Annotated in this window: 13 protein-coding genes; 11 read left to right on the top strand and 2 right to left on the bottom strand. The window is 71.8% G+C overall.

Annotated elements, in window-relative coordinates:
• Positions 1 to 126 precede the first annotated feature (126 nt).
• From JK364_RS41585 to JK364_RS41635, 11 genes are all read left to right on the top strand, one after another.
• Complete coding sequence (locus tag JK364_RS41585) at positions 127 to 714, top strand: YqgE/AlgH family protein (RefSeq protein ID WP_201856619.1); 588 nt, start codon at positions 127 to 129, stop codon at positions 712 to 714.
• A gap of 21 nt (positions 715 to 735) precedes the next feature.
• The gene (locus JK364_RS41590) at positions 736 to 1,023 is read left to right on the top strand and encodes a DUF3039 domain-containing protein (protein ID WP_075200572.1); all 288 of its coding nucleotides are present in this window, start codon (positions 736 to 738) and stop codon (positions 1,021 to 1,023) included.
• 199 nt (positions 1,024 to 1,222) lie between these two features.
• Positions 1,223 to 1,633, top strand: coding sequence for a recombinase family protein (locus tag JK364_RS41595; protein ID WP_044574522.1), 411 nt, complete (start codon positions 1,223 to 1,225; stop codon positions 1,631 to 1,633).
• A 157-nt stretch (positions 1,634 to 1,790) separates the two neighbouring features.
• Positions 1,791 to 3,125, top strand: coding sequence for an extracellular solute-binding protein (locus tag JK364_RS41600; RefSeq protein ID WP_201856620.1), 1,335 nt, complete (start codon positions 1,791 to 1,793; stop codon positions 3,123 to 3,125).
• Complete coding sequence (locus JK364_RS41605; RefSeq protein WP_201856621.1) at positions 3,122 to 4,120, top strand: carbohydrate ABC transporter permease; 999 nt, start codon at positions 3,122 to 3,124, stop codon at positions 4,118 to 4,120. Before JK364_RS41600 ends, JK364_RS41605 begins: the two co-directional genes overlap by 4 nt.
• Positions 4,117 to 4,986 carry a carbohydrate ABC transporter permease gene (locus tag JK364_RS41610; RefSeq protein ID WP_201856622.1) on the top strand — a complete coding sequence of 290 codons (870 nt, stop codon included), beginning with the start codon at positions 4,117 to 4,119 and terminating at the stop codon, positions 4,984 to 4,986. The genes JK364_RS41605 and JK364_RS41610 overlap by 4 nt, the downstream gene beginning before the upstream one ends.
• 114 nt (positions 4,987 to 5,100) lie before the next feature.
• Positions 5,101 to 6,756: a beta-N-acetylhexosaminidase gene (locus tag JK364_RS41615; RefSeq protein ID WP_201856623.1), complete on the top strand. Its 1,656-nt coding sequence runs from the start codon at positions 5,101 to 5,103 to the stop codon at positions 6,754 to 6,756.
• Positions 6,757 to 7,031: 275 nt separating this feature from the next.
• On the top strand, positions 7,032 to 7,931 hold the full coding sequence (locus tag JK364_RS41620) for an FAD binding domain-containing protein (protein WP_201856624.1): 900 nt from the start codon (positions 7,032 to 7,034) through the stop codon (positions 7,929 to 7,931).
• Positions 7,928 to 10,129 carry a 2Fe-2S iron-sulfur cluster-binding protein gene (locus JK364_RS41625; protein WP_307841543.1) on the top strand — a complete coding sequence of 734 codons (2,202 nt, stop codon included), beginning with the start codon at positions 7,928 to 7,930 and terminating at the stop codon, positions 10,127 to 10,129. Before JK364_RS41620 ends, JK364_RS41625 begins: the two co-directional genes overlap by 4 nt.
• Entirely contained in the window at positions 10,126 to 12,459 is a 2,334-nt protein-coding gene (locus JK364_RS41630; RefSeq protein ID WP_201856625.1) for a xanthine dehydrogenase family protein molybdopterin-binding subunit, read from the top strand. Before JK364_RS41625 ends, JK364_RS41630 begins: the two co-directional genes overlap by 4 nt.
• A 171-nt stretch (positions 12,460 to 12,630) precedes the next feature.
• The gene (locus JK364_RS41635) at positions 12,631 to 13,428 is read left to right on the top strand and encodes a polysaccharide deacetylase family protein (RefSeq protein ID WP_201856751.1); all 798 of its coding nucleotides are present in this window, start codon (positions 12,631 to 12,633) and stop codon (positions 13,426 to 13,428) included.
• A gap of 127 nt (positions 13,429 to 13,555) precedes the next feature.
• Here JK364_RS41635 and gntA read toward each other — a convergent pair whose 3' ends face one another.
• Both gntA and JK364_RS41645 read right to left on the bottom strand, forming a co-directional pair.
• A complete protein-coding gene (gene gntA, locus JK364_RS41640; RefSeq protein WP_201856626.1) occupies positions 13,556 to 14,248 on the bottom strand; it encodes a guanitoxin biosynthesis heme-dependent pre-guanitoxin N-hydroxylase GntA in 693 nt (230 codons plus the stop codon).
• Between the two features lie 211 nt (positions 14,249 to 14,459).
• Positions 14,460 to 18,485: a non-ribosomal peptide synthetase gene (locus tag JK364_RS41645; RefSeq protein ID WP_307841544.1), complete on the bottom strand. Its 4,026-nt coding sequence runs from the start codon at positions 18,483 to 18,485 to the stop codon at positions 14,460 to 14,462.
• Positions 18,486 to 18,602 lie beyond the last annotated feature (117 nt).

Raw genomic sequence — 18,602 nt, forward strand, 5'->3', positions numbered from 1 at the left:
GTTCCGTTCCGGTCGAAAGGCCCACAGTCACGTGCGCCGCATCTGCTGTCTTGCGCCCCGACCTGCTCTCATACGGGACTCGACTTCCACTCCCCCTCCGGCCCGGATATGGGGGATCATGTGGCCATGACCGAGGTGTCCTCGCTCACAGGACGGCTGCTTGTCGCGACACCGGCGCTTGCTGACCCGAATTTCGACCGTGCGGTGGTGCTGCTCCTCGACCATGACGAGGAGGGCTCGCTCGGCGTGGTCCTGAACCGCCCGACCCCGGTGGGGGTGAGCGACATCCTGGAGTCGTGGGCCTCGCTGGCCGGGGAGCCGGGGGTGGTCTTCCAGGGCGGTCCGGTTTCGCTGGACTCGGCGCTGGGCGTGGCCGTCGTACCGGGCGAGTCGGGCCGGTCCTCGGCGCGCAGTGAGGACGGGCCACTCGGTTGGCGCAGAGTGCACGGCGCCATCGGCCTGGTGGACCTGGAGGCGCCGCCGGAGCTGCTGGCGGCGGCCGTGGGCTCGTTGCGCATCTTCGCCGGTTACGCGGGCTGGGGGCCCGGTCAGCTGGAGGACGAGCTCTCCGAGGGCGCGTGGTACGTGGTGGAGTCCGAGCCGGGCGATGTGTCCTCGCCCGCCCCCGAGCGGCTGTGGCGGTCGGTGCTGCGCCGCCAGCGCAGTGAGCTGGCCATGGTCGCCACGTATCCGGACGACCCTTCTCTCAACTAGGCATGAGTACCCTAGGGCTGTATGAGCACTCTTGAGCCCGAGCGCGGGGCAGGCACGGGGACCCTCGTTGAGCCGACACCACAGGTGTCGCACGGTGACGGCGACCACGAGCGCTATGCCCACTATGTACAGAAAGACAAGATCATGGAGAGCGCCCTCTCCGGATCTCCCGTCGTCGCACTCTGCGGCAAGGTCTGGGTCCCGGGCCGTGACCCGAAGAAGTACCCGGTCTGCCCCATGTGCAAGGAGATCTTCGAGGGCATGGGTGCCGGTGGCGACAAGGGCAAGGACGGCGACGGCAAGAAGTAGCCGGTCCGTCGGCCCTGGGCGCTGACGAAAAGCCTCGACGAGAAGCCTCGACGAGCAGCCTCGGCGAAAAGCCTCGACGAGAAGCCTCGCGCGAACGGACGGCACGCCCGGCCCGCGATCCCGAGACGGGGTCGCGGGCCGGGCGTGCCGTGCCGTGTGCGCCCTGCCGCGCGCCGGACGGCCCCAGTAGGGTCGGCCCATGAGCGGGCGTACGGAGAACGGGGCGGCGCGGGCCGCCTATCTGGTGTTCGGGGCGCGTGAGGTCGACGAGCCCGAAGCAGAAGGCGCCAGCGCCTACTGCCAGTTCGAGAAGGACTGGGACGCCCAGCTGGAGCGGTGCGGGCGGCTGGCCGCCGAGCGGGGCTACCGGCTCTCCGGCGGCTGTGTGATGTCGGTCGCCCAGCCGACCCTTCCCAGGCTCCTGGAGTGGGCGGAGGACCCGGGCGCCGATGTGGTGCTGGTGGCCAGCGACCGCGTTCTGGAGCGGTTCCGGAAGACCTGGCCGGACTGGGACCGGGTGGTCGAGCGCCTGGCGGAAGCGGGTGCGCGGGTGGAGGCCGTGCCGTATGTTGAACCCGCCTATCCGGGCGAGGAGTTGCCGCGTCGCTAGCGCGAAGTTCCTTTTGTCGCGGAGTGGTTCGGTTCGTTTTCCCGCCGAGTGGTTCAGACCTCTTGTGGGGTCGCTCAAGGTTCCCTAGCCTCACGCATATTGTGCTGTGCGAAACATGCGTTGCATTACTTGCAACGCCAAATGGTTAAGGGTCCCTATGAAGTCGTCCCATCTCTCCGTTTCCCGGCTGTCCTCCCGTATCACCGTGCCCGTGGTGGCACTCGCCCTGGCCGGGCTGGCCGCGACCGGATGCGCCCCCTCCACCTCCGACAACAGCTCCAAGGAGGACGAGAAGAGCGGCAAGCTGCGGGTCTGGCTCTTCCAGGAGGTCAATAACGCGCCCAAGAAGAAGGTGATCGACGCGGCGGTCGCCGGCTTCGAGAAGGAGCACGACGGAACCGACGTCGAGGTGACCTACATTCCCATCGACACCCGGGCGCAGAAGATCAAGGCGGCTTTCAACGACCCCAAGAGCGCTCCCGACGTCATCGAGTTCGGCAACACCGACACCGCCGGCTATGTCAAGGACGGCGGGCTGCTGGACATCAGCAAGGAGTTCGGCGCCTGGGTCGACTCGACCAATATCGACCCCACCGCGAAGTACTCGCTGACCATCGGCGGCAAGGTCTACGGCGCCCCGCTCTTCGTCGGCGTACGGGCGCTGTACTACCGGACGGACGTCTTCAAGGAGCTCGACCTGGAGCCGCCGACCACCCAGGACGAGCTGATTGCGACTGCGAAGAAGATCCGCTCGGAGCGGCCGGATCTGTACGGTCTCGCGGTCGGCGGCGCCTACACCTACGGCGCGATGCCCTTCATCTGGGCCAACGGCGGCGACCTCGCCGATGAGAAGGGCAAGTTCGGCTCCAACGAGTACGCGGCGGCCATCGACAGCGCCGACGCCCAGAAGGGCGTGAAGGCGTACACCTCGCTCTTCGGCAACGACAACTGCCCGGCCGCCAAATGCGCCCAGTGGGGCGGCAACGACACCGTCGAGGCGTTCGCCTCGGGCAAGGCGGGCATGGCGATCGGCGGCGACTTCAACCGCCAGGCCGTCGAGGCGGGCAAGGTCAAGGGCAAGTTCAAGGTCGTGCCGCTGCCGGGCGTGAAGAAGGGCGACATCGCACCGGCCTTCGCGGGCGGCAACAACCTCGGGGTGCTCAAGAGCACCTCGCACCGCACGATCGCCGTGGACCTGCTCAAGACGTTCGCCGGGAAGCAGACCCAGCGCGAGCTCTACGACGCCATGGGCTTCCTGCCCACCTTCACCGATGTGCGCGGCGACATCTCCCACAAGGACGCCTTCGTCAAGCCCTTCGTGAAGACCCTCAACGACAGCGCCAAGTTCGTGCCCACCTCGCCCGGCTGGGCGGCCATCGACGCGCAGCTCGTCCTGCCCACCATGTTCCAGGAGATCGTCAGCGGCCGTAAGAGCGTGCCGGCCGCCACCCAGGACGCCGCGAAGAAGATGGACGAGGCATTCGAGCAGTGAGCGCCGGCACCGCACAGCACGCCCGGCGAGCCCCCGCCAAGGGCCGCCGGTCCCGGCCGGGATCCACCGTCCCGGCCGGGCGCCGATCCGGGAAGGGCGCCCGGCGCGGCACCTGGACCCCCTGGCTCTATCTCGCCCCGGCGCTCATCGTCCTGGGCGGGCTGCTCGTCTACCCCATCTACCAGCTCGGTCTGATCTCCTTCCTGGAGTACACCCAGGCGCAGGTCAGCGGCGGTGAAGCGACCACCTTCCAGGGGTTCGCCAACTACGCCGAGCTGTTCGGCGACGGCGAGTTCTGGAACGTCACCGTCGCCACCCTGCTCTTCGCCGCCGTCTGCGTGGTGTCCACCCTCGCCGTCGGCTGTGCGCTGGCGGTGCTGCTGACGCGCGTACGGGCGATTCCGCGGCTGGCGCTGATGCTGGCCGCGCTCGGCGCCTGGGCCACCCCGGCGATCACCGGCTCGACGGTCTGGGTCTTCCTCTTCGACCCCGACTTCGGGCCGGTGAACCGGGTCCTGGTGTGGTTCGGCCTCTCCGGTTTCGAGGACTACTCCTGGACCTACGACCGCTACAGCGCCTTCGCCCTGGTGCTGTTCGAGGTCGTGTGGTGCTCGTTCCCGTTCGTCATGGTCACCGTCTACGCGGGCATCCGGGCCATCCCCACCGAGGTGCTGGAGGCCGCCGCCCTCGACGGCGCCTCCGCCTGGCGGATCTGGCGCACGATCATGGCGCCGATGCTGCGGCCGATCCTCGTCGTGGTGACCATCCAGTCCATCATCTGGGACTTCAAGGTCTTCACGCAGATCTACGTCATGACGAACGGCGGCGGGATCGCCGGCCAGAACATGGTGCTCAACGTGTACGCGTACCAGAAGGCGTTCGCGTCCTCGCAGTACAGCCTGGGCTCGGCGATCGGCGTGGTGATGCTGCTGATCCTGCTGGCCGTCACGCTGGTCTATCTGCGGCTGCTGCGACGCCAGGGAGAAGAACTGTGAGCCACTCGCGCGTTTCGCTGCGCATCCGCCGTCCCTGGCGCTTCGCCGCCGAGGCCACCGCCCTGCTCGTGGCGGCCGTGGTCGCCTTCCCGCTGTACTGGATGGTGCTCTCGGCCTTCAAGCCCGAAGGGGAGATCCAGTCCACCGAGCCCCGGCCGTGGACGGGGTCCCCGTCGCTGGACTCCTTCCGGCGCGTCTTCGAGCAGCAGGACTTCGGGCGCTACTTCCTCAACAGCCTGTTCGTGGCCGGGGTGGTGGTGGTCGCCTCGGCGCTGATCGCCTTCCTGGCGGCCACGGCGGTCGCCCGCTTCAAGTTCCGCTTCCGCACCACGCTGCTGATCATGTTCCTGGTCGCCCAGATGGTGCCGATCGAGGCGCTGACCATCCCCATGTTCTTCCTGATGCGCGATCTGGGGGAGTCGGTGCCGGGGGTGGGGCTCAACACCCTGGGCTCGCTGATCCTGCCGCACATCGCCTTCTCGCTGCCGTTCGCCATCTGGATGCTGCGCGGCTTCGTCAAGGCGGTGCCCGAGGCGCTGGAGGAGGCGGCCTATCTGGACGGGGCCAGCCGCTCCCGCTTCCTGTGGCAGATCCTCTTCCCCCTCGTCTTCCCCGGACTCGTGGCGACGAGCGTCTTCTCCTTCATCTCCGCCTGGAACGACTTCCTGTTCGCCAAGTCCTTCATCATCAGCGCGACCGAGAACTCCACCCTTCCGATGGCGCTGCTGGTCTTCTTCAAGGACGAGGGGAACGACTGGGGAGGGATCATGGCGGCGTCCACCGTCATGACCATCCCCGTGCTGATCTTCTTCGTGCTCGTCCAGCGCCGGCTGGTCTCCGGCCTCGGCGGCGCGGTGAAGGACTGACGCGGACTGACGCGGACTGACGCGGACTGATGAGTACTGAGGACTGACTGAGTACTGAGTACTGAGGACTGACGAGTACGGACAAGAGCTGACGAGGGACCGACAGGGGAGCAGATGACTCACGACGCCGCGGGGCTGATCCCCGCGCCCCGCCATGACCAGAGCCGTCCCGGCCGCGCGGGCGCGCGGATCCACCCGCGGCGCACCGCCCTGGCCGCCGGGCCCGGCACCGAGGGGGTGGCGCGGCTGCTGCGCACCACCCTCGGCCAGGCGTTCGGCCTGTCCCTGCCGGACGGTGAGCCCGGCGGCGACGACACCATCAGCCTGCGGATCGACGCCGCGCTGGAGCCCGAGGGCTACCGGCTCACCGTGGCCGACGGCCGGGTGGAGATCGCGGGCGGCACGGCCGCGGGCGTCCACTGGGGCACCCAGACCCTCCGTCAGCTGCTGGGCCCCGACGCCTTCCGCCGCGCCCCGCTCAGGGGCGCGGAGACCGGCTGGGAGCTGGCGGAGCGGACGGTCGAGGACGCGCCGCGGTTCGCCTGGCGCGGGCTGATGCTGGACGTGGCCCGCCACTTCATGCCCAAGGACGGCGTCCTGGCCTATCTGGACCTGCTCGCCGCCCACAAGCTCAATGTGTTCCACTTCCATCTCACCGACGACCAGGGCTGGCGTGTCGAGATCCGCCGCTACCCGAAGCTGACCGAGGTCGGCGCCTGGCGCGAGCGCACCAAGCTGGGCCACCGGGCGTCCCCGCTGTGGGACGAGCGGCCGCACGGCGGCCACTACACCCAGGACGACATCCGCGAGATCGTCGCCTACGCCGCCGAGCGGCATATCACCGTCGTGCCCGAGATCGACATCCCCGGACACTCGCAGGCCGCCATCGCCGCGTACCCGGAGCTGGGCAACACCGACGTCATCGACACCGCCTCCCTCGGAGTCTGGACCACCTGGGGCATCAACCCGAACGTACTCGCCCCCACCGACAACACGCTCCGCTTCTACGAACACGTGCTGGAAGAGGTCCTGGAGCTGTTCCCCGGAGCCTTCGTCCACATCGGCGGCGACGAGTGCCCCAAGGACCAGTGGAAGGCGTCCCCGGCCGCCCAGGAGCGCATCCGCGCCCTGGGCCTCGCCGACGAGGACGAGCTGCAGAGCTGGTTCATCCGCCACTTCGGCCACTGGCTCGCCGAGCGCGGCCGACGGCTGATCGGCTGGGACGAGATCCTCGAGGGCGGCGCGCCCGACGCCCCGCTGCCCGAGGGCGCCGCGGTCTCCTCCTGGCGCGGCTACGCGGGCGGGATCGCCGCCGCGCGGGCCGGCCACGACGTCGTCATGTGCCCCGAGCAGCAGGTGTACTTCGACCACCGGCAGGCCCCGGGCGAGGACGAGCCGGTCCCGATCGGCTATGTCCGCACCCTGGAGGACGTCTATCGCTTCGAACCGGTTCCCCCGCAGCTCACCGGCGTAGGAGCGGACCGGGTGCTGGGCGCCCAGGCCAATGTCTGGACCGAGGTGATGGAGGACCGCCGGCGGGTGGACTACCAGGCCTTCCCCCGGCTCGCCGCCTTCGCCGAGGTCGTCTGGTCGGCGCTGCCGCCCTCTCCCGAACGGGACTTCGAGGCGTTCCAGGGGCGCATGGAGGCACATTACGCGCGCCTGGACGCGCTCGGCGTGAGCTACCGCCCGCCCGCCGGGCCGCTTCCCTGGCAGCGGCGCCCCGGCCTTCTCGGACGCCCGCGCGAGGGGGCGCCCCCGATCGTGTGAGCCGCCCGTAAGGTGCGCACCGCGCTCCGCCGCCCCTGGGAGCGTAGTCCCACCGGCGCAAGCCCAAATCGCACAAGGGTCCCTGAAACGTGGCAATCCACTCCCGGCGGAGACGTCGTAAGAAACCCGTACCATCCCCCAGGTCAGGGACGGATCCACGGATCACGGACCCCCGCGACGGCGGGCTCGCAAGATGTGCCAGAGTTGCCACGTCCGGGCTGTCAGCACGTACCGTACGGCGCAACAGCCGGGACACCGGGGAAGGGGCAGCTGGGTTGACCACGCACGCACCGCAGGCGGCGCACACGGTGACGTTGCCGGGCACGCTCGACGAGGCCGTGGCGGCACTGGCCGCCATGCCCGCCGCCGTGCCCGTGGCGGGCGGTACCGATCTGATGGCCGCGGTCAACTCCGGCCTGCTGCGGCCCGCCGCGCTCGTCGGCCTCGGCCGGATCAGCGAAATCCGCGGCTGGCGCTATCTGGACGGGCACGCCCTCCTCGGCGCCGGACTCACCCACGCCCGGATGGGCCGCCCCGACTTCGCCGCGCTGATCCCGGCGCTGGCCGCGTCCGCGCGCGCCGCCGGGCCCCCGCAGATCCGCAACGCCGGCACCCTGGGCGGCAACATCGTCACCGCCGCCCCCACCGGCGACGCGCTGCCGGTGCTCGCCGCCCTGGAGGCCACGGTGATCATCGCCGGGCCCGAGGGGGCCCGCCGCGAGATCCCGGTCAGCCATCTGCTCGCCGGGGTCGATCTGCTGAACCCCGGTGAACTCGTCGGATTCGTCCGGGTTCCGCTGCTGCACGCCCCACAGACCTTCATCAAGGCCACCGGGCGCACCGGGCCCGGCCGGTCCACCGCCTCCGTCGCCCTCGTCCTGGACCCCGCGCGGCGCGGGGTGCGCTGTGCCGTCGGCGCGGTCGCGCCGATGCCGCTGCGCCCCCTGGAGGCCGAGCGCTGGGTCGCCTCGCTCATCGACTGGGACGGCGACCGCGGCCATCTGGACCCGCAGGTCACGACCGCTTTCGGCGAGTACGTCGCCGCCGCGTGCATCCCCGATCCGCTGCCTCCGCAGGACGGCAGCGAGCCGGTCCCCCTGCCGCCTGCCGCGATCCACCTGAGGCGTACCGTGGCAGCCCTGGCCCGCCGAGCACTGGGGAGGGCACTCGCGTGAGTGATGAACAGCAGCCGCACCGGCCGGATCCGGGGAGCGGATGGCAGCCGATGCCGCACGGCCCGGAGTACGACGCCGAGTCGACGGCCTTCGTCCAACTGCCGCCCGAGTTCGCCCACCCGGACCCGACCGACCCCTCCGGCCGTTGGGACCCGCTCGCGGCGCCCGGCACGGGTTACGCGCCCCCGCCGATGGACATCGGGCACGGTGACCCGTCCCAGGGCGGCCACTGGCAGCCGTCCGGCCATGGCCAGGGCGCGCCCCACGACCAGGGCATGACCGGCCACTGGACCACCGCCGAGACCGATGGCGGCTACCTCTATGGCGGCCACCACGATCCCCAGCACGGCTCCGGCCAGTGGCCGATGCCCGCCGAGGACCAGCAGGGCCACCACCTGCCGCACACCGGCCACTGGCCGGCTCCGGCGGCCGAGGAGCCGGTGGACGACTGGCCGGTGCCCGCTCCGTCGGACGACGGCGCCGGGCGGCCCGTGCACACCAGCCAGTGGACCATCCCGGTCGCGGGCGACGAGGGGGTGGACGAGACCGGTGAGTACCGCGTCGACGACCACCCCGGTCCGGCCGCCCCTCCGTACGGCGGCCATGCGGACGGTCCCCAGGACCCGCAGACGACGGCCCAGTTGCGGATGCCCTTCGCCGGGCCGGCGCAGCCCCGGCAGCAGTCGCACCAGCCCCATCAGCTGCACCAGCCTCATCAGCAGCCTCACCAGCCGCAGTCCGGGCAGCAGCAGGGGCACTCCGGCCAGTGGTCGGTTCCGGCCGCCGACGAGGGCATGGAGGACTCCGGGGAGTACGCGGCCGAGGGCCACCCGGGCCCGGCCGCGTACTCCCCACCGGCCGCGCCCATGCCGCCGCCCGCCCGCCGCCGGCTGCGCATGCCCAACCGCGACGAAGCGGCCCCGGCCGCGGACCCGGCGTGGCCGGGCCCCTCCGCCGGGGACTCGGGCGAGTTCACGACCGAGGGGCACCAGGGGCTGCACACCCCGCCCCGCGGCACCCCGCCGCACGGCACGTCCCCGCACGGCAGCCCCGCGCCCGAGCGGCCCGCCGCCGACGACCCCGGCCGGCGACCGGGCGATATCGGGGACTCCGGCGCGTTCCCGGTCGACGGGCAGCACACCGGGCCGGCGACCCCGCCGCACGGCAGCCCGGCTCCCGGACTGCCCCAGGAGGCGTCCTGGCACGACGCGTTCGCGGACGACCGGTTGGCGGGCGCCCCCTTCGCGGGCGACACCCATGGGCACGCCCCGCACCCCGGCCCCGAGGACGGCGTGGGCCACACCGACGCCGCCGAGGCCGCGCCGGGCGCCGCCGAGGCCCCCGCCGAGGCGGTGCCGGACGACGCCGGGCCCGAGTTCAGCGATGCCGCTACCGCGGCCGGGTCCGAACCGGCCTTGGCCGAGGGCGAGTTCACGGACGCGCCTGACGCCGCCGGAGCGCCCGCCCCGGCCGGGGCTCCGGCCGACGCCCCCGAGGCCGCCGACACCCCCGTCGAGCCCCTTGCGGAGCCCCTCCTCGCCGAGGCCGCCCAGGCCGCGGACGAGGGCCCGAGCCACAGCGAGCATCCGCTCGCCTCGTACGTGCTGCACGTCAACGGCGCCGACCGCCCCGTCACCGACGTCTGGATCGGCGAGTCGCTGCTCTACGTCCTGCGCGAGCGCCTCGGCCTCGCCGGGGCCAAGGACGGCTGCTCCCAGGGCGAGTGCGGGGCCTGCTCGGTCCAGGTCGACGGGCGGCTCGTCGCCTCCTGTCTGGTGCCCGCCGCCACCGCCGCGGGCAGCGAGGTCCGCACCGTCGAGGGCCTCGCCACCGGCGGACAGCCCTCCGACGTCCAGCGCGCGCTCGCCCAGTGCGGGGCCGTGCAGTGCGGCTTCTGCGTACCCGGGCTCGCGATGACCGTGCACGACCTCCTCGAGGGCAACCACGCCCCGACCGACCAGGAGACCCGCCAGGCGATCTCCGGCAACCTCTGCCGCTGCTCCGGCTACCGCGGCGTCCTCGACGCCGTCCGCGAGGTCGTCGCGGGCCGTGCGGCCGCCGACGAGGCGGAGGCCGAGGCGGACGAGGGACACGACGCCCACCAGGACCCGGCCCGCATCCCGCACCAGGCGGGACCGCACGGCATCACCGGCAACGGGAGCGTCAACGGAAGCGGTAGCGGAAGGGCATCGGCATGACCGGAATCGCGGACGGCGCGGGCGCCGTCACCGCCACCCCCGCCGCCGGAACGCCCGTCCAGCCCCCGTCCACCATGGGCCTCGGGGTGTCCCTGCCGCCCACCGACTCGGCCGCCAAGACCTCGGGCACCTTCCCGTACGCGGCCGACCTGTGGGCCGAGGGGCTGCTGTGGGCGGCCGTGCTGCGTGCCCCGCACCCGCACGCCCGTATCGTCTCCATCGACACCAAGCAGGCCGTCGACATGCCCGGCGTACGGGCCGTGGTGACCCACACCGACGTGCCCGGCGACGCCTCCCACGGCCGCCGGGTCGCCGACCGTCCGGTGTTCGCCAAGGAGCTGGTCCGCCACCACGGCGAGCCCATCGCCGCGGTCGCCGCCGACCACCCCGACACGGCCCGGCTGGCGGCCGCCGCCATCGCCGTCGAGTACGAGGTGCTGGAGCCGGTCACCGACCCCGAGCAGGCGTTCTCCGCCGAGCCGCTGCACCCCGACGGCAATCTGGTCCGCCACATCCCGCTGGCCTTCGGCGACCCGGACGTGGTCGGCGAGGTCATCGTCGAGGGGCTGTACCGCATCGGCCGCCAGGACCCGGCGCCCATCGGCGCCGAGGCGGGCCTGGCCGTGCCGCGCCCCGACGGCGGGGTGGAGATCTACACCGCCTCCACCGATCCGCACGCCGACCGCGACCTGGCCGCCGCCTGCTTCGGTCTTGAGCCGGAGCGGGTGAAGGTCGTCGTCACCGGCGTCCCCGGCGCCATGGGCGAGCGCGAGGACCCGGGGATGCAGCTGCCGCTCGGGCTGCTGGCGCTGCGCACCGGCCATCCGGTGAAGCTGGCCGCGACCCGTGAGGAGTCCTTCCTCGGCCACGCCCACCGCCATCCCACCCTGCTGCGCTACCGGCACCACGCGGACTCCCAGGGCAAGCTGGTCAAGGTCGAGGCGCAGATCCTGCTGGACTCGGGCGCCTACGCCGACTCCTCCGCGGACACGCTGGCCGCCGCCGTCTCCTTCGCCTGCGGCCCCTATGTCGTTCCGCACGCCTTCATCGAGGGCTGGGCGGTCCGCACCAACAACCCGCCCTCCGGCCATGTGCGCGGCGAGGGCGCGATGCAGGTGTGCGCCGCGTACGAGGGCCAGATGGACAAGCTGGCGGCCAAGCTGGGCCTCGACCCCGTCGAGATCCGCATGCGCAATGTGATGGCCACCGGCGATCTGCTGCCCACCGGACAGACCGTCACCTGCCCGGCCCCGGTCGCCGAGCTGCTGCAGGCCGTAAGGGACGCACCGCTGCCCACCCTCCCCAAGGACGACCCCGAGGAGGAGTGGCTGCTGCCGGGCGGCCTGGAGGGCGCGGGCGAACCGGCCGCGGTGCGGCGCGGGGTCGGCTACGCCCTGGGCATGGTCCATATGCTCGGCGCCGAGGGGAGGGACGAGGTCTCCACCGCCACCGTCAAGGTCACCGGGCCGGTGGCCACCGTCATCTGCGCGGCCGTCGAGACCGGCCAGGGTTTCACCACCCTGGCCCGCCAGATCGTCCAGGACGTCCTCGGTATCGAGGAGGTCCATGTGGCGCCCATCGACACCGACCAGCCCCCGGCCGGGCCCGCCTCGCGCGGCCGCCACACCTGGGTCTCGGGCGGTGCGGTCGAGCGCGCCGCGAAGATGGTCCGCACCCAGCTGCTGCAGCCGCTGGCGCATACGTTCGGTATGTCCACCGAGCTGCTCAGCATCGCCGACGGCAAGATCACCTCGTATGACGGGGTGCTCAGCACCACCGTCGAGGAGGCTCTGGAGGGCAAGGAGCTGTGGGCCACCGCGCAGTGCCGTCCGCACCCCACCGAGCCGCTGGACGAGACCGGCCAGGGTGACGCCTTCGTCGGGCTCGCCTACTGCGCGGTGCGCGCCGTGGTGGACGTCGACATCGAGATCGGCGCGGTACGGGTCGTCGACATGACGGTGGCCCAGGACGTGGGCCGGGTCCTCAACCCGCGTCAGCTGAGGACCCGTATCGAGGCGGGCGTCGCCCAGGGCATCGGCGCGGCCCTCACCGAGAACCTGCGCACCTCACGCGGGGTGGTCCGGCACCCGGACCTGACCGGCTACGCCCTGCCGACCGCCCTGGACGTCCCCGACGTCCGCATCGTCAAGCTGGTCGAGGAGCGGGACGTGGTGGCGCCCTTCGGCGCCAAGGCGGCCAGCGCGGTGCCGGTGGTCACCACCCCGGCGGCGGTGGCGGCGGCGGTCCGCGCGGCCACCGGCCGTCCGGTCAACCGCCTCCCGATCCGCCCCCAGGCGGCGGTGGTCAACCGGGGCCAGGACACCCGGTAAAGAGGCCGCGGGCGGGGCCACCGCCCGCACCTCGCCGTCCGCGGCGCGGGACCGTGCGAGACGTGTGGTCGCGGGATTGTCCGAGACGTGTAACAGAGGGATCCTTCCCCGCCCCGGCTCCATCCTCATGTTTGCGAAAGCGACACAGGAGACATGGGGAGCGAGGCGGACATGGCGCGGCACCGGATCATGGGGGCGAACGGCCGAATACTGGCGGCGGCGTTCGGTGTGATGGGGGTGACCGCCCTGGCCGCCGTGTGGACCGCCCAGTCCGGGTCCGCCGAGGCGGACCCGGGCGCGTCCCCGACGCCGAAGCCGATCGTGGGCCAGACCTCCAAGCCGGACCCGAAACTGCCCGACCCCGTGGTCAACATGGACATAGCCCACGCCTCCGACAAGGGCGCCAAGGGCGTCAACATCACGATCGACGACGGTCCGGATCCGACCTGGACCCCGCAGGTCCTCCAGGTGCTCAAGGCCAATGGCGTCAAGGCCACCTTCTGCATGGTCGGTCCGCAGGCCCAGGCCCATCCGGACCTGGTCAAGGATGTGGTCGCGGACGGGCACCGGCTGTGCGACCACTCCATGTCGCACGACACGACGATGGGCACCAAGTCATCCGCCTACCAGTCCAAGGAGATCCTCGACGCCCAGCGAATGATCACCAAGGCGTCAGGGGGCGTCAAGCCGCTCTACTACCGTGCCCCGGGCGGTGCGTTCACCCCGTACAGCCGTCAGATCGCCGCCTCGCAGGGCATGCGGCCGCTGGGCTGGAACGTGGACTCCAAGGACTTCAAGCAGCCGGGGGTCGACACCATGGTCAACACCGTCAAGAACGAGATCTCCAGCGGCCCCACCGTGCTCTTCCACGACGCGGGCGGCGACCGCGGCCAGACGGTCGAAGCACTGCGCCAGGTCCTGCCGTGGCTGAAGGAGCAGGGGTACGGCTTCGGTTTCCCGGTGCGCTGATCAGGGAGACGGAGCGCCGGCACCGCTGGGCCGGTGCCGGGTCCGTCACCGGCGGACGCCTTCCTCCCACCGGTGCCGCGTCTGTCACCGGCGGACGCCATCCGCCCGCCGGTGACGGACACCCCGCTCAGGCCGGGGGCCGACCCGTCAGCGCGGGCTCGCGCTCGCCCTCGGCGGCGGCGAACGGGCACTGCCAGTCAGCGGGCTTCGGGCGGCCGGAGTAGCGGCGGGCCTCGGAGAGCTCCTCGTACTCGAGCAGGTTGGGGTTTATGTCGCCCTGGAGCTGGATGTCCTGCTTGCGGATCTTCTCCGCGAGCCGGTCCCACATCTTGGCGCCCTTGATGCGGTCGAACTGCTCATGCGAGTTGAAGGCCAGCATCGGGAAGGGAGGACGGCGGCCCCAGCGGCGGTGGGTCTCGTGCAGACCGATGACGAAGAAGGGGTGACCGGCGACGCTGTAGGCGAACTCCCTGGCCTGCGGATCGGACGAACAGGCCGCGGCCCAGCGATAGGACCTTGAGTCCTGTTCGTGGAGTAGCTGGAGCTGTTCCCACAGCAGCTCCTCGAACCGCAGCTCATCCACCCCGCGAGGCTGCTCGAAGGTCGCGATGAAGCTCGTGAACGACCGGTGGCTCCAGTCGGCCGAGTCCACGAAATCCGCGAGATCGAGTGCCATCAGCCGGGCCGAATCGTCGGACCCCATCAGGTCATAGTGACGATGGGTGATGCCACCCTTGCGCCAGGCGGACCGTCCCGCCAGGCAGGCGAACCGATCCCCCAGAATGAACCGCTCCACCTCGTCCGTTGCGTCCACTGTCATGGCCAGCCTTCCTTCCAACTACGTGCCTCCGCGCTGGGAGCTCATCTCCTTCTCCACATGAAGGCGCCCACCCTGCTCACCTGCGTAGGAGAGCAGGAGAACGAGATGGGGCGCCTGGCTGAATTGTGATCGTCGAGGGCCCATTCGGCGAAATCGGGTCCGGGCCGCCCTCGAGGGAGCGGCCCCGACCCGGGCCCTGAGCCCCTGCCTTTCAGCTCCGGGTGCGGTCCAGCGCCGCCGCCACCACCGGGCCGATCCGGTCCAGGGACTCCTCCCGCATCATCCGGTAGTGGTGATCGGGGACGCCGTGCACCACCAGGGCGCCGTCCACGGAGGAGAGCCAGGCGTCCGCCACATGCAGCGGATCGCGCCGGTAGCCGGGGATCTCCCGCACGGCCCGGAACAGCAGCATGTCGCCCTGGAACCGCTCGGGCGCGAACTTCCGCATCAGCTCCTGGTCGTTGAGCAGGATGTCGAGCAGCGGGAAGCTGGTCTCGCCCGCCAGCAGCCGGGCGGGCAGCCCGGTCTCCCGGCAGAGGTCGGCCACCAGGTCGGCGGTGCCGTCGGCCCCGTCGGGGTGCGCCTCCAGCCAGCCCGGGGCGAAGATGTCGCCGCCCCCGATGTCGTCGAGCAGCACCCCCAGCCACTGGCGCTTGCTGAGTTCCGGCGCCTCGGGCAGCGCCTGGGCGTTGTCGGGGTAGGCGTCGACCACGGCCAGCGTGGCGACCTCCTCGCCCCGCGCCTGCAGCCGGGTGGCCATGGCGTGGGCGATCAGCCCGCCGAAGGACCAGCCGAGCAGATGGTACGGACCGGTCGGCTGGACGGCCCGGATCTGCTCCAGATAGTCGGCGGCCATCTCCTCGACGCTCGCCGGGAGGACGTCCGGTTCGGTGAGACCGCGCGCCTGGAGGGCGTACACCGGCTGGTCCGGGGCGAGATGGCGGAGCAGTCCGGTGTACGACCAGCCGAGACCGCCGCCGGGGTGGACGCAGAACAGCGGCGGGCGCGCCCCCTCGCCGCGCAGCGGCAGCAGGATGTCCAGCGGCTGCTGGCGGTGCGCCTCGGCCGGGCCGGCGGCGTCCAGGCGGGCCACCAGCCGGGCGACGGTCGGCGCCTCGAAGAGGTCGCGCATCGACAGCTCGGTGGCCAGCGCGGCGCGGGCCTGGCTGGCCAGCTTGGAGGCGAGCAGTGAATGGCCGCCGAGCAGGAAGAAGTCGTCGTCGACGGTGACGCCGTCGACGCCCAGGACCTCGCCGAAGAGCGCGCACAGCGTCTCCTCGCGCGGGGTGCTGGGCGCCCGCCCGCCCGTGGCGGCCTCGAAGGAGGGGGCGGGCAGCGCGGCGCGGTTCAGCTTGCCGTTGGCGGTCAGGGGAAGGGCGTCGAGGATCACGAACGCGCTGGGCACCATGTGCTCGGGCAGCACCTCGCCCAGCGCCTCGCGGGCCGCGGCGACGTCCGGCGGGGTGTCCCCGGCGGACGTCACATAGCCGATCAGCCGCTGGTCGCCGGGGCGGTCGGCGCGGACCGCCGCGGCGGCCTCGGCCACCTGGGGGAGCGCCCGCAGCGCCGCCTCGACCTCGCCCAGCTCGACGCGGAAGCCGCGCAGCTGGACCTGGCCGTCGGCGCGGCCGACGTACTCGACGTCGCCGTCCGGCCGCATACGGGCCAGGTCGCCGGTGCGGTACATCCGGGTGCCGGGCGGGCCGTAGGGGTCGGCGACGAAGCGCTCCGCGGTCAGGGCGGCCCGGTTGAGATAGCCGCGGGCCAGCTGCGCCCCGGACACGTACAGCTCGCCGGTGACCCCGGCCGGGCAGGGCTTCAGGGCGCTGTCGAGGACGTACATCCGGGTGTTCCACACCGGCCGGCCGATCGGCACCGGGCCCTCGCCGCCGGGTGCGGAGGGGTGGTGGGCGATCTGGATGGTGGTCTCGGTGGGCCCGTAGAGGTTGTTCAGCGGCACGCCGGGGAACCGCTCGTGGAACCGCTCGGCGGTCTCGCGCGGCAGCGCCTCACCGCCGCTGAAGGCCCGTCGCAGGACGCCCGCGCACGCGTCGGCGGCGCCCGGCTCGGCGAGGAACGCCTGGAGCATCGACGGCACGAACTGGAGCGTGGTGATGCCCTCCTCGCGCACCGTGCGCGCCAGATACGCGGGGTCCTTGTGGCCGCCGGGCTTGGCCACCACCAGGGTCGCGCCGCTGATCAGCGGCCAGAAGAACTCCCAGACGGAGGCGTCGAACCCGGCCGGGGTCTTCTGGAGCATCCGGTCCCCGGGGGCGAGGCCGTAGGCGCCCCGCATCCACTCCATGTTGTTGGCCACGGCCCGGTGGGGCACCAGGACGCCCTTGGGGCGGCCGGTGGAACCCGAGGTGTAGATGATGTACGCGGGGTGCTCGGGGCCGATCGCCACCGCCGGGGCGGAGCCGCCCGCCGCGCCGCCGCTGCCCGTGAGGTCCACGACGTCCAGCAGCAGCCGCCCCACACCGTGGCGCGCGGGCAGCGCACCGGCGCTGTCGGCGCGGGTGACCACGAGCGCGGGACCCGCGTCGTCGAGCATGTACGCCAGCCGCTCGGCCGGGTAGTCCAGGTCCAGGGGCAGATACGCGGCCCCCGTCCTCAGCACCGCGATCAGCGCGATGACCAGGTCCGCGGAGCGGGGCAGGGCCACGCCGACGGTGCGCTCGGGCCCGGCGCCGCGCGCGATGAGCACCCGGGCCAGCCGGTTGGCCGCCCGGTCCAGCTCCGCGTAGCTGAGCACGGTGTCATCGTCATCGCAGACCAGGGCCTGGGCGTCGGGGGTCCGGGCGGCCTGGGCCGCCAGCAGCGCCGGGAGGGTGGCGCCGGAGGTGGGGTGCGCCGTGTCGCCCGGCGCGCCCAGGACCCGCCGGCGCTCCTCGGCGGACAGCAGCTCCAGCGAGCCGACGGTGCGCTGCGTGTCGGAGGTGTCGGAGGTGTCGGAGAGGGTGCGCAGCAGGCCGAGATAGCGCTCCCGGTGGCCGATGAGGGCGTCCTCGGTATAGAGGTTGGAGTTGGCGTTGAGGTCGATCCGGATACCGGTGCCGTCGGACCGGTCGTATCCCATGATCGAGAGGTCCTCGACGGTGCCGTTGGAGAGGTTGTGCGCCTTGACCCGGTGACCGGCGAAGTGGAAGTCGTAGTCGTACGTCATGATGTTGACGTGCGGGCCGAGCAATCCGTTTCCGCCGTCCGGGAGTCGCAGATCCCGGGCCAGGTCGATTCGGCGGTAGCGCTGATGCCGAAGGGCCTGCCTGACTTCACGTGAGATCTGCCGGACCAGCTCCCGTATTCGCATATCGGCGCGTACCTGGATGCGCAGCGGCACCACATTGGCGAACATCCCGGGAATAGCGCGGGAAGTGGCATCGGTACGGCCGGATACGGGGAGCGTCAGAATGATGTCCGATTTACCGGTCAATCGGTGCAGATACAGCGCGGTTGCCGCAATGATCATAGCGGACCAGTGGGTGGCGTATTTACGCGCGGCGGCCCGCAGCTCGACCGCTTCCGCCTCGGTCAGGTAGGCGGTCTGGCGGCGGACGGTGGAAAGTTCCCTGGTGGGGTGGGTGGAAAGCCGCGCTGGGCGCGGGGAATCACCGAAGTGTTCCAGCCAGTACGCCCGGTCTTTGGCGAAATCCGGTGAGGCCCGGTATTCCGCGTCCTGGTCGAGCATCGCCCGCAGGGAGGCGAAGACCGTTTCCCCCTCGGCCGGGTCGGTCCCCTCGACGAGCGCGGTGTACACCTCGGCGGTCCGCCGGCCCAGCAGGGCGGCCGAGCCGGCGTCCGAGACGATGTGGTGGGTGCCCTGGTACCAGAGGAAGCGCTCGGCCTCCACCTTGATCAGGGCGAAGGAGAACGCCGGGTGGTCGCCCAGCTTGAGCGCCCCCGTGGCCAGGTCGTTCTTCATCCACCGCTCGGCCGCGGCCCAGGGGTCGTCCTCGGCGGTGAGGTCAAGCTTCGGGAGCTCCCAGTCGGTCACCGGGTCAAGGGCCTGCCAGGGCTCCCCGTCGTCCTCGCCGACCCGGATGTTGTAGGGCTCGGCCTCCGCCACCGCTCTGCGCAGGGCCCGCTCGAATAGCTCGGTGTCTATCGGTCCTTGTATCTCCAGGTACTCACCGACCCGGAAGGTGGTGCTCTCCGGCGGCTCCAGCTGCTCTATGAACCAGATTTCACTCTGGCCGGTCGAGAGCGGCAGACGGGCGGCCGGTACGGCGGGCTGCACATTTCCCCCACTGAGAATGGGACCACGGTCGAAGAATGTGCCCGCCGACCGGGAGTAGTTTTCCGCACGGTCACAGGCACCACACGCGACCCTATGAGACGGAATTGCACTCAGTGC

Origin of the sequence: Streptomyces endocoffeicus (assembly GCF_016741935.1) — a bacterium.
Classification (GTDB): Bacteria; Actinomycetota; Actinomycetes; order Streptomycetales; family Streptomycetaceae; genus Streptomyces; species Streptomyces endocoffeicus.